The organism is Streptomyces sp. SCL15-4 (assembly GCF_033366695.1).
Lineage (GTDB): Bacteria > Actinomycetota > Actinomycetes > Streptomycetales > Streptomycetaceae > Streptomyces.
Genome location: NZ_JAOBTQ010000001.1, coordinates 8,334,038 through 8,346,815, shown reverse-complemented (window position 1 = coordinate 8,346,815; position 12,778 = coordinate 8,334,038). Strand labels below are relative to the sequence as shown.

Here is a 12,778-nt window from a genome sequence, read left to right as displayed (position 1 = left end):
CACCTCACGGACTGTACGGGCTCGGCGACATCTTTAGATACTCGCCATACTGCCAATGTGCCATGTACTCGTCTACCGGCTCACCATGACGCCCGGTCCAGGCGTCGTAAACTCTACCCTCCCGAAGCACCACGTCATGATGCCCCCAGTTTGTATCCTGCCCTCGGTACTGACCCAGACTCGGAGCGTTGTAGGCATCCGTTATTCTCATCCGCTCCCCGCCTATTTCCGATTGAATCTTAACGGCAACGTCTTCGCAGCCACTACTGCCGCAGATTTTCGAAGGGTTACTCGGTTTCCAATCGGAACCCAGATCGCCCTCGATTTTTGCAGCCTTATTAGGGGTTCCTCCCGATGCCTCACCGTCAGCCTCACGGAAGGCTTGGCCTAGTTTGTCGGCACCCGAGTCGATCATCTTCTTACCGAAGATCACGGCTCCCACGCCGCCGGCGATCGAAGGGACTCCTACTTCGCACAGCACTCCGGTGCTGCATTCGACTACACCCGAGGCGCCAAGGACGACTCCGCCGCCTGTGCTGAACCCTCCGAGAACGGTTTGCCCGAGCCCCGACCAGAAGTCACTGTCCATCACCAGGCTGGATATGTAGTTACCGAAACTACTTTGAGAATCTCCAGGCCCTGGGTCCAGGGTCGAGGTGCAATAAGTCGTAAGGCCGGCCCCAGTGCAACGAAGATGGAAACCACCGTCGCCTGTTCCTCCGGAAGAATTCACAGAGGCAGTGCCCGAGTTCCCAGATTTTGCGTTATCGGAAGACTCTTGAGGGAACCGTTTTTTGTGCCTTTTCTCGGCTTCCTCAATCGATCCCTTGCCTCCGCACATGCCGCCAGGAAGGTAGAGGCATTGGCCGGTGGGATCGCTGAAGGTGATCGGTGAGTTGTTGGCGTAGGCGTAGCCGTTGAGTGACTGGTGCTGGTCCAGGACCAGCATGGGGTCGACGCTGATGAACTGGCCGGTGGCGGGGTCGTATTCGCGGGCGCCGATGTGGGTGAGGCCGGTGGTGTCGTCGGCGGGTTTGCCGAGGAAGGCCTTGTCGTCGGGCCAGGTTGTGGGTTTGGTGCCGCGGGGGGCGCCGAAGGGGGTGCTGTAGCGCTTGGTGAGTGCGTAGGTGCCGGCTGCCAGGGCGATGCTGGAGGTGCCGTGGTGGTCGGCGGCCAGGAAGTTGAGCTTGGTTCCGGTGACGCCGGTGGTGGCGGTGCGGACGGCGATGGTCTGTCCGTTGGCCGTGTAGTAGCGGGTCGCCGAGGTGGTCTTCGTGGTGCCCTTGACCGTGACGTGGAGTTCTGTGCCGGCGCCCAGGTAGAGGACGGTGTCGCCGTCGCCCTTGGCGCGGCGGATCAGCAGGTCGCCGTTCGCATCGTAGAGGTAGCCGGTCTCCTTGGTGCCCTCGGTGAGTTTGGCGAGGTCGCCTTCGGTGTTCCAGGTCAGTGTCTGCTGGGCCGTGGGGCCGGGGCGGGAGGTGGTGTTGCCGGCGGCGTCGTAGGTGTAGGTGGCGGTGCGGGTGCCGGTGGTCTTGTCGAGGGTGTGGGGCTTGTTGTCGGCGGGGTCGTCGTAGGTGTAGGTGGTGGTCTTGTCGCCGGTGGTGGTGTGCTGGGTCTCGGTCTTGCGCTGGCCGGCGCCGGTGTAGGTGTACGACGTCCAGTAGGGGGCCGCGCCGTCGAGGTTGGCGACCGTGCGGCCGGTTGTGGCGCAGTTCGCGGTCTTGGGGGTCCAGGCTTCGGTCAGGCGGCGGTTGCCGTCGTAGGCGAAGCACTGGTTGTCGGCCTTGGCCGTGCCGCCCAGGGTGGTGGCGTCGGTGATGGAGGTGACGTTGCCGGCGTCGTCCTGGGTGAACTTCAGCTCCTGCGGCATGTAGCCGTGCACGTCGTCGGTGACGTAGGAGCGGGTGAGGCGCCGGGTGCCTTCCTCGTAGTCCCAGTTGAGGTAGGCCTTCTTCGCCGAGGACGTGCCGTCGGTTCCCAGGATGAGCTGGCGCAGGTCGCCCTGCGGGGAGAAGGCGGCGCCGTTCAGGTAGCCGGTGGTGCCCTTGGCGGTGAGCTGCTGTCCCAGGGCGCCGGAGGTGTAGGAGACGCCTTCGGAGGGCAGGCCGCCGACGGCCGGGGCGGAGTACTGGCTGATCGAGCCGTCCAGGAAGTAGCCCGTGCTGAACGACAGCGTGTTCTTGACGTAGCCACCAGAAACCAGGGGCTCGCTGTCGGGCAGGAGCAATTGATGGGCCATCACGTGGTACATCGCGTCGTAGGCGGTGACCTTGTCGGTGTAGGCCTTGCCGGTCACGCCGCCGTCATAGCGGGTGGCGGTGTCCTGCTGGCCCTTGGCGAGCTGGTCGAAGCTCCAGGCGGCGAGCTTGTTGGCGTCGGACTTGTCCTTCTGCCACATGTCGGTCTTGCGGCCGAGCTGGTCGTACTCGTAGAGCAGTGCCTTCGACGCGTCGTCGTTGGGGGTGGTGCTGACGACCTGGTCGAGGTCGTTGTACTCCGTCGCGGTCTTGCCCTTGTCGGGATCGGTGGCCGTGGTCTGGCGGCCGAAGAGGTCGTAGGTGTAGGCCCACTTGGTCTGGTCGGGGCCGGTGACCGTCTTCTGCTGTCCGGCGGGAGTGTAGGTGTAGTCGGTCGTGGTGAAGTCGGTGCCGGTCGGTGCGGGGCCGGCGTACTCGCGGCGCTGGGTGGTCTGGCCGAGGGCGTTGGTGGTGACGGCGGTGGCCTGGCCACCCGTCGGGGCGGTGGTGGCGACGGTGTCGCCGGTGTAGGTGGTGTCGGTGGTCCAGCGGGTGACGCCATGGACCTTCGTCACCGCCTTCTCCGGCCGGGCCGCCCCGTCGTAGGTGGTGTCCGTCTGGAGGGGTGCCTGGCCGCCGGAGACCTCTACGGCGGTGGAGCCGGGCAGTGCGGTGCTGTCCCAGATGTCGCTCTGCTGGCTGACCGCGAGACCGCGCGCGTCGTACTCGGTGAGGGAAATGAGCCGGCCGCCCTGCGGAGTGGGGGCCTGGGTCTGGCGGGAGCGCAGCAGGGAGTCGTAGAACTCGTAGACGGTGTTGTAGGCGGAGCCGTCGTTTCTCAGGGTGCCGGTGGAGACCCAGGACATGTCCGCGCTGGTGACGTGGTAGGCGTAGACGTAGTTGGGGTTCTTGCTCAGCACCCGGGGCCGGTTGGGCAGCCAGAGCTTGGTGATGCGGCCGAGGCTGTCGTATTCGCTTTCGGTGACCTTGCCGTTGGGGTCGGTGACCTTCAGGGTCGCGCCGGTCGCGAAGTCCAGGTCCTGGGCTGTCGTGTAGGTTTTGGCGTCCGCGACCGTTGTCGAGGTCAGCGGGCCCGAGTCGGACGGCTCATAGGCGGTCGAGGCAACCGTCAGATCGTTGGTGTCGGTGACGGCCCTGGCGCGCCCGAGATCGTCGTACGTCGCCTTGGACACCTTCTGCCAGGCAGGGGTGCCGTCGGCGGCGTAGCCCTTGGCGCGTCCTGTCCAGGTGACCTCGCCCTTGACCGGCTTCTGGGACGGCGACCAGGCGGTGGCCGCCGGGTCGTCGTAGACGGTGGCGGTGTCGGCGATGACGTCGCCGGGCCGGGTGGAGTCGGCGGGCAGGTCGAGTGCCGAGTCGGCGGTGGCACACGTCGCGGCGACGGTGCGGGTGCGGGATACGAGGGAGTTGATGCCCTTGTCGTCGTTGCGGGCGTACCAGGTGCGGGTGCACTTCTCGTCGCCGGTGACCGCGTCGTCGCCCTGGTTTTCGACGGTGGCGGCCATGCCGTAGTCGTCGTAGGTGGTCTTGACCGTGGTCGTCCGGTCGTAGGGGGTGAGTTTGCTGGTGATGCGGGTGCGGGTGTGGGTGGCGGCGGTGCGTACGTAGTACGCCTCGGTGTCGGCGTAGGACTTGTGCTGGGTCGCCGTGCGCTTGGACCACGGGTCGCTGACGGTGCCGCCGACTTCTTCCGTGCCGTTGTAGGTGACCGATTCGCGGGTGAAGCCGGCGTACTGCTCGGCGTCCGTGATCTGGTCGGCCTTGATGCCGGTGACGGCGGTGATCTTGCGCTGGTCGGGATCCGGGGTCTTGCCGTCGGAGCCGAGGACGCGGTCGCCGTTCATGCCGCGCAGGTAGATGCTGGTCTGTTTGCTCTGGGTGTGCCCGGAGAGGCCGGTGAGGTGGGTGACCTGCTGGTAGCCGCGCCAGTTGGACCAGGTGCGCTCCTTGGCGGGCGTCATCGGGTCCTCGTTGTAGTGCCAGGCGCCGCCGCCGGTGTACTGGTAGCTGTGCTGGACGGCTTCGGAGCCGCCGTGGGGATCGGTGGTGGACACGGCGCTGACCGGGTACTTCTGGAACCAGTCGAGCCGGGGGTCCTTCTCGCCGTTGGGCGACCAGTACACGGGGTAGCAGCGCCGGGTGTTCTCGTCCAGCTTGGGCTTGGTTCCGGCCGCGGTGCAGTCGGCGTCCAGGTAGGTGACGATGGTCTGGGCGCCGGTCTCGGAGGTGACGGCCTTCAGGCGGGGCTTGTTCAGGGGCAGGATGTTGTCGGCCGCGCCGTCGACCCGGTTGGGCAGCATCACGTGGTCGAACGTGACGGGGTCGAGGGAGAGGTCGGTGCCGCGCTTGCCGGTGTGCCGGAGTTCGTCGAGCCAGAGCGACTGGTCGGTGGAGTCACCGGTGTCGCCGGGGTCGAGGTAGAGGTGCTTGAGCGACCAGACGTCCACCGGCTCGTAGGCGGGGGTGGCTGCCCTGGCGTTCCAGGCGTAGGTGGTGATCGTCGTCAGCCGCTTGCGGGTGAAGAAGGACGGGCCGACGTTGCCGGTGCACTTGTCGCCGTCCTTGCAGATGGCGTCGAAGGGGACGTCGGGCCAGTTGTCGCGGGTGTCCTTGGTCAGTGCGTCGCAGCCGGTGCCCGTGGCCAGGCATCGCTCGGCGTAGTCGAAGACGACCTTGTCGGAGGCGGCCGGGGCGGCGGAGAAGAGCTTGCCGGCGCGCTGGCCGTAGCGGATCTCCTTGAGGTAGCCGCCGCGGATGTAGTCGGTGCCGGTGGTGTCGTCGCCGAGCTTGTCGTAGTTGTTGTGCTCGGCGGTGTACCAGTAGGACGAGGCGTTGCCGTGGGTGTCCTCGATGTAGTCGAGGTTCCAGCGCCAGGCCTGGTTCTTGGCACGCCCGGCGAAGGAGTCGCCGGCGCTGAAGCCGGGTTCGCCCGAGTCGTCGCCGAAGACCGGTACCGTCCACACGGAGTTGGTACGGTCCTCGGTCCCGGCGCCGTCGAGCTTGTTCAGGCCGAAGACGTACTTGGTACCGCCGCCGGTGACGACCGTCCAGTACTCGCCTTCACCGTCGAGGCCCGTGGAGCCCTCGTCACCGTTGTCGGCGCCGGTGGAGTGGGTGACGGTGGAGGCGTCATCGTCCTTGAGCCGCCAGGTGCCGCTCTGATCGTCCTTGACCAGTTCGGTGGCCTTGCCGTTGAGGACGAGGGAGGCGTTGTCGTACTTCCAGCACAGGTCGTACTTGCCGTCCTGGCCGTCGTCGTCGCAGGAGTGGTACTTGCGCTCGATATAGGAGGAGGTCAGGTCGAAGCCGGTGCCGACCTGGCTGCCCTGGTTGTTGGAGTTGGCCGTCTGCCCGTCGATGGCGCCGGAGTCGTAGGAGAGGGACAGGTCCGGCTGGGGACCGGCTGCGGCTGGCGGGACCCGCAGGGGGTAGGACCAGGTAAAGGAGCCGGAGGAGCCGCCGGCCTCCCACGTGGAGGAAGCAGACAACCCGGTTGCCTTGTAACTGCCGGCCCCCGACGTCGCGCCCGCGGTGACGGCCAGGAGCATCGGCTGCCCGCCCGAGGCGAGAGTCACGGGTGCGGAGATGCTGTTCTTCTCGCGGTTGTTGACCGCGTCCAGGACGTGGCGGTGGTGGCATTTGGCCGCGGCGGGGTCCTTCAGGGCGCAGTCGGCCAGGCGGGCGAGCTGCAGACGGCCGGCCCAGTCGCCGCCGTAGGCGGAGGCAAAGGCGGAGTAGTCGATGCCAAGCTGTGTGGTGCCGCCGGCACCTTGGCCGGTGAGTTTGAGGACCACACCCTTGACGCCGAGGGCGGCGGCCGTCTTCTGGTCGAGGACCTCGACGGTGACGGAGCCGGCACGCTTGCCCTTGGCGGGGCTGGTCACGGTGACAGGGAGCGAGCCCGGGGCGGCCTTAACCGTGCCCTTGTCCGGGACGGTCAGCGAGGTCTTGCCGGCCTTCGGCCAGGTGACCGTTCGCTGCTGGTCGTGGCGGGCGCGGGCCGCTGCCGCCTGGTCGGCTGCGGCTGCCTTCTTCACCTCGGCCGCGGCCTTCTTGTTCACCCGGGTGGTGAACGGGCTGACCTTGGCGGAGCGGGCGGGTTCCAGGTGCGGGCGGCCCAGGGGGTCGGTGTCCGCGGCGAAGGCGACGGGGGTGAGGAGGCCGGGCAGCAAGGCCAGGCCGGTGGTTGCGGCGATGCGCCGGGACCAGCGTCTTGTGGTCCCGGGCCTGCGGCGGCCCGTGTCAGGGCGGGGTATGCCCAAGGGGTTCATGCTGGGTTCTTTCTACGCGGCGCCCGGCCGCATCGGGCCGGGCGCAAGCCGTTGGATGACGCGCAGAGCAATGGGGGGTGGCCGCCAGTGGGCTGGCACGGCTGTCCTCGCACAGTGGCGTAGGGCAGCCGGGCCGGCGCCGGGTCAGATGCTGTCGGAGGGACTCAGGACCTGGGTCCGGATCTGGTCGAGATTCATCGCTCCGGTCCAGATCCTCAGCTCCTGCACACCGCCGGGCAGGTAGTTGCCCGTGCTGCCCCCCGCGGTGCCGCGTCCCACGCTCAGCTCCCCGCTGCCCTGCTGCGGCGTGGTGAACGTGGCCGTATCCGACGCCTGGTCGTATTCACCGACGTACAGGTGGGCCTTGCCGTAGCGGGTCTCGGTGCTGGTGCCGTCGGACGGGTCCGTCCACTCCCAGGGCTCCTGGGCGTCGAAGACGCCGGTGAGCTGTACCCATGTGCCGGTTGCGGCGAGATCGACGGCGGTAACCTCCGCGCTCTGAGTGACCTTGCCGGCCGAGTCCACGGCGGTACGGGTGAACTTCCAGTGGTAGGTGCCGGCGTCGAGCTTGACCACCCACAGGGCCCACGACGATTCGCCGCCCATCTTCTGGGCTGCGATCTGGGCCTGGTAGCCGACCGGTTTCGCGGCGAGCGCGGTGGCATCCAGCCGGGCACTCACGGAGACGGTGAAGGAGCCGGTCTCGTCGACGGCCGGTCCCGTGGTGGCGGCGTACTGGGCGGTGCCGTCCAGGAAGAGGGCGTTGTCGTCCTCGTTCACCGTCGTGCCGGTGGGTGCCAGTTTCATGGGCGCCAGCGTGTAGGCCGTGGGCTCGGGGATCTCGCTGCCCTTGGCCGAGGTGGCGTCCCACTGGGCCACCAGCTCGGTGGCGGGGACGTTGTCCTGGCTGGCTGCGGCTTCGGCGGCGACTTCGGCCGGGTTCAGGGCCCGCTGCCACACGGCGGCTTCGTCCAGGAGACCGAAGTGGTAGTTGGTGTAGGTGCCGCCGGCCTTGGAGCGGCCGAACTGCAGACCGCCGGCGGCCGTCCACGGGGTGTAACCGGGTGCTGTCTTGGACAGAGGGACGGGCGTGCCCTGGGGCCGGCCGTTGATGAACAGCTGGATGGTGTCGTTGCCCGGGTCGGTGTCGGGGATGTTGTCGTCGCCTTCGGTCTTGAAGACTCCGGCCACGTGCGTCCATACCTTCAGCGGCGGGTTGTCACGGTCGGCGACCGAACGGATGTAGACGGGGTCGACGACGTCCTTGTCCGCCCGGTTGAACACCCACTTCTTCAAAGCGGAGGAGTAGTACAGCGCGAAGGAACTGTTGTCGCTGCCGGGCGCGGAGAGCACTGCCCGGTTGGCGGAGGCGTTGGTCAGCTGCACCCAGGCCGAGACGGTGAAGGAGTCCTGTGTGTTGACGGCCGCGGTAGAGGTCGCGGCGTAGCCGTTCTGCTTGGCTGGGTCGGTGGTGTCGTCGTTCAGGCGCAGCGAGTTGTCGGCATCACCGAGGCGGGCCCGGGTCGACCATCCGGTGCCTTCGGGGCCGACCAGGGTGGCGTCGTGCCGGGGGCCGACGGTGGCGTAGTCCTTGGACGTCATGGTTCCCGACCCCGGGATGCCCTCGAAGTGCCAGCGGCCTGTCTCGCCTTCGGCGGGCGCCACTTTGAAGACGAACTCCTCGGGTGTGCCCCACCGGTTGTAGACGTCCTTGGCCCGCACCGACAGCACCTGCGTGCCCGACAGCGGCGGAGCGACGTCCTTGACCTGGACCTTCGTGGTGCCGGAGATCTGCTTCGCCGCAGTGGACAGCAGCTTGTACTCGTAGGCGGTGACGTCGGTGTGCCCGGAGGCGTCGATGTCCGCGGTGTTCGGCTGGAAGGTGAAGGATCCGGGGATGCCGGGGCCGCCCTTGCCCTCACACAGGTTCGCCGTGCACTCGGTGTACGGGGAGCCCGCAGTGATGCGAGGTGCCTTCGGCGCCGTGGAGTCGATCTTGAAGTAGCACCAAGGGCTGTAGGAGGACCACAGGTCGCCGCTCTTGCCGCTGTAGGACCAGTGCGACTGGGTGCGTGCCTTGTACCGGTACAGCCCCTTGTCCGCGCGGTCGCTGGTACGCATCTTCTCCAGCGTCTCGTCCGGGTGCCAGCCGGTGTCGGGCATGTGCCCGGTCCACACCTGGTGCCAGGCCGCGTCGTCACCGCGCTCGATGACGTACTCCGCCTGCAGCGAGCCTTCCTCGTCGCCCTTGTGGGCCTCGACCAACGTCTGCACGCGGGCCTGGACCATCGGGTCCTTGCGCGTCACCACCAGCGGGTCGGAGGAGGACTTGTTGCAGTACCCCGTCGTCCCGCTCCCCGGAATCACACCGACACTGGTCGGCACGCCCGGCCTGTAGGCGAAGACCACCTGCAGTTCGGCGTTGTCGTCAAACCGCTTCCACGCCCGCGGGTCGCCCTCGTCCTTGGCGCGCAGCATCAGGGTGAGCCGGCTGATCTTGCCGTCCGCGAAGGAACGGACGGTGCTGGTGAGGTTTTCGTCCGATTCCGCGGAACTGTCGTTGAACTCGATGGTCTTGTCGGGCTGGTCGGGGCTGCACAGGTCGCCGCGGCCTGCCGCGACGTTCTGATCGCCCATCAGGTCGAGCTGCTGGGGGCCGGGCCACCGGGTGCCCTCGGAGATGTTGTCGGTGCGCACCAGGTCCACCCAGTGCGGGTCGCAGTTGAACGACCACGTCTCACGGGCCCGGAAGGTGGCATCCAGCACGTACTTGCCGGCCAGGTTCGTAGGCGCGAACTCGAAGTACATACGGTCTACATAGCCGCCGCCGCAGTAGTAGCCGTCGGCGGTACCGCACTTGCCGACGCCCTTGTCACCGTCGAACATCCAGAACTTGTCGCCGTCGGAGGACAGCTTCGTGCGCTCCGCAACGCCCAGGCCGACCGAGGGGTCGATGTAGACGGGGTAGACGGTGTCCTTGCCGCGCAGCAGGTCCAGGTCCGGGTGGACCGTGACCGCGCCGTCGTCGACCTTGACCGGCAACACCGCGGTGGCGTCACCGTCCCCCGGCCGCGACGGGTCGTCGTTGTCCTGCGGGCCGGCGGCAGTGGGCGCACTGGCGCGCGTCAGCTGGGGCTGCGGGCCGGTCTCGTTGTCGCCGGCGGAGTCCCACATCTGTCCCGCGGGGCCTCGGAAGACGGCGTTGCCGTCCTCGTCGACGGCGCGCAGGCCACCGCCCGCGCCCGGCGCCACGGACAGGCCGTCACCGGCCGCGGTCAGCTTCACCTGTTCCAGAGCGGGGTTCTGCGCCGCCTGGGGCGTCTTGACGACGAGGACCTCGCGGTAGCCCTCGGCGGTCGCCGCCAGCTGCAGGTCCACCCCGTCGAAAACATCGGCATAGGTGGCGGTCGGGCCGTCAAGGACCGGCTCCGGCAGTGCACCGGTCCAGTCCAGCGTGATCGACCGGCCGTTTTTGCCCAGCCGGATCATGTCCGCTCCGCTGCCGCCGCCGGCAAACGAGAGGTCCACCACCGCGCCTTTGGGAGCGATCCGCCCGTCCGCGCGCCGCTCCAGCACCGGATCGACCACACCCCAGCCGCCGTCTTCTTCCTTGACCCGCTGTGGAGTGGTGGACTGCGTGAGCGTGAAGGAACCGTCCGGATTCGCATGTGTGGTGGAGTACTCGGTACGGTCCGCCGCCACCTCCACAGGTTCCCCCGAGGCCTGGGCCTGAGCCGACGCCGTGACCTCATCGACCGCCCCTGCCCCGGCCTCGGCGGTCACCGCCGACGCCGGGGCGGCGGAGGCCGGCAGCACAGGCAGCGCCGAGACAACCAGCGCCGCCGCCACGCCCCCCAGAAGCACTCCACGTGATCTTCGGAGTCTCCACGACCCTCCCGAAGATCTCCACCAGTTGTCCACGTAACCCCACCCCTGACACAGGACTCACAAAGAACCCGCAAAGTAAATGCACCGTTACCGTGAGGCGTCAATCAAGTGTGTCTTGGGTCACAAAACTATGGCCGAAAGCAGCTGACCTGCGCAGATAGTGCCGCTGCCCGCTTCGGCAGTCCCGAACCGGGAGCGATCCTCACAGTCCGGCCCAGACCAAACTTCGCTCTGCGTACAGGCGCGTATACACACAAACGCCCAGCGCGAACACACCTCTCATCCGCACGAACCCGTGACCACCGCTGGAGCGAAGAAACCTTCCGTTTTGAAGCTCTGCCTGACGCCACCCAAGAGTGGTCGACTCACTGAGTTGACGCGCTAGGTGACGTCGGTGCGCGTGCGGCAGATCTTGTCGATGGCCCGGCGCATACCGTGGCCAGCGGCCTCGGCACCAGAGGCGAACAGCGGTCTGGGGAGGTGTAGTCCCGGGTCGCCTCGGCTGTTTCGACGGTGATCTCCCCAGCGATGGTGGCCACGCGCAGCGCCATCAGCTGGTCTCCGTCGTGGCAGCCGGCGGCCGAGATGGTTGATGACTCGGCCGGCCGTGGACTTCGAGATGCCGAACAGCGGAGCGAGTTGCCGTAACGTCGACTTGGTGCGTCAGCAGGCCGTGACCAGCAAGACCCGGTCCTCCCGCGGCAGACTCCACGGCCGGCCTCGGTGGACTCCATCTGCTCCATCACGCCGCAGCATGGTCAGCAGTTTGCCGAAGCAGCGCGGGCTCAGCCCAGCGAACGGGGTTATCCAGGAGGCTCCGATGCTGTGATCACTCTCGCCACATCATGATCATCACTCAGGCCGGCCCTGGGTGACAGACCTCATGTCCCTGCCCGACACCCACGTACGAGCCGTCACCGAGCGAGCCGTCACCGCCGTCCGCGACACCACCCTCACCCGCAGCGAAGCCACCCGCACCGGACGCGGCATCATCGCCGAACTGCCCGGCTTCCACACAGGCGACGCCCTCGCCTCAGCCGTCCTGACCGCAGCAGCACCACACCGAATGGCCGTCTACGACCGCCGCGTCCAACACGCCCTCGACACCCTCCGCCTCATCCTCACCCCCGCACCGGGACGCTACGGCCGCTACCTCCAGCTCCTCGACGACCTCCTCCACCACGGCGGAGCACACGCCGACGGCTGGACCGCATGCGACATCGACACCGCCCTCTACTGGACCGGCGGCAACGGCAACCCGCCCCAGGCAGCAGCACGGTAGGCCCGCCCACACCAGCACGACCCGGCCACCCCGACCGGCAACCAGGCCGCTGACCAGTACAAACCCGCATCAGCTCTTTGGATGCCGGGCATTATCACCAACAGCACCCCGCTGTTATCAACAAACTCCGAACAACCGCAGGCCAGATGCCCCATCAGCATCGCCTCCAGCGTCCCGCAAGCGCGGAGACCGTTATCAAGGAATCCGCAACACCCCAGCTCGAGCCACCCTCACTACACCAACTACGAACCCCGGAATCACAGCTACTCCACCCGGCCAGCGCCAGGCGTAGAAAGTCGGCAACCGGCCCAAACATCTGGCTCAATTTCCCTCATTACCTGTGGGGAAGCATTCGAGCTCTAGGTCCAAGGCCCGGACCACGTGGTCCGGGCCTTCGACGTGCTCGGACCCTTGCAGAACTTATTTCCCGGTCGCTGCTGTCCGAGCCACGGCTTTCGACACCAGGGGGTGAAGAAGCCGTTCCCAGCACGACGAGACGCAAGCACCTGAGTCCTGTCACTGTCCCGCCCGCCATGTCGAACCTACGCCGGAGGCAGTACCGATGACCAGCCGCCAGACACCCGGGGCAACACCCGCGCCGCTCGCCGCTACGCTGAACACGCCCGCCCTGGGCCGGGCCGAAGCTCCACAGGGATGCTCTTTAGAGAGCCCTAGCGGGGTCGCCGACCGCGAGGCGCGCGCCCCCCCACGCGGACGACACCACCACAGGTGTCCGCCGTCTCTGTTCCTCCGCCTCGTAGGAGACTCCCGATGTCTCGGGACCCGCACCCGCACTCCCCTATACCCGCCCGCCCCGAACCGCCCGGCCCGGCCCGGCCAGCGCAGGGACGCCGTCGGAGACCCCGCTGCTGTCGGTGCACGCCGCCGTGGTGTTCCTGGCGGCCGTCATCATCGGCCTCGTCATGGGCGGCCTCATGTTCCTCCACGACGAGTCCGTGCCCGCGGCCGTCGCGGCGGGCCTGGTGGTCGCTGGAGGCAGCGTTCCCGTGCTGCACAAGCTGATCGGCTGACCGGCAGTGGGCCGGGTGCACACGCTGCGCCCGACCCCACCGCCTCCG

At 67.7% G+C, this 12,778-nt stretch carries 4 protein-coding genes and 1 pseudogene; 2 read left to right on the top strand and 3 right to left on the bottom strand.

Going from position 1 to position 12,778, the window contains the following annotated elements; genetic code table 11:
- Positions 1-4 precede the first annotated feature (4 nt).
- From SCK26_RS37565 to SCK26_RS37555, 3 genes and pseudogenes are all read right to left on the bottom strand, one after another.
- Complete coding sequence (locus SCK26_RS37565; RefSeq protein WP_318205837.1) at positions 5-6,529, bottom strand: RHS repeat-associated core domain-containing protein; 6,525 nt, start codon at positions 6,527-6,529, stop codon at positions 5-7.
- Positions 6,530-6,673: 144 nt separating this feature from the next.
- Positions 6,674-10,237, bottom strand: a complete 3,564-nt coding sequence (locus SCK26_RS37560; protein ID WP_318205836.1) for a LamG domain-containing protein — start codon at positions 10,235-10,237, stop codon at positions 6,674-6,676.
- 738 nt (positions 10,238-10,975) lie between these two features.
- Positions 10,976-11,259, bottom strand: a pseudogene (locus SCK26_RS37555) (transposase family protein); the annotation flags it as partial.
- Positions 11,260-11,300: 41 nt separating this feature from the next.
- Here SCK26_RS37555 and SCK26_RS37550 point away from each other — a divergent pair.
- Positions 11,301-11,699, top strand: coding sequence for a hypothetical protein (locus tag SCK26_RS37550; RefSeq protein ID WP_318205835.1), 399 nt, complete (start codon positions 11,301-11,303; stop codon positions 11,697-11,699).
- Positions 11,700-12,574: 875 nt separating this feature from the next.
- Positions 12,575-12,730 carry a hypothetical protein gene (locus tag SCK26_RS37545; RefSeq protein WP_318205834.1) on the top strand — a complete coding sequence of 52 codons (156 nt, stop codon included), beginning with the start codon at positions 12,575-12,577 and terminating at the stop codon, positions 12,728-12,730.
- Positions 12,731-12,778: the final 48 nt, after the last annotated feature.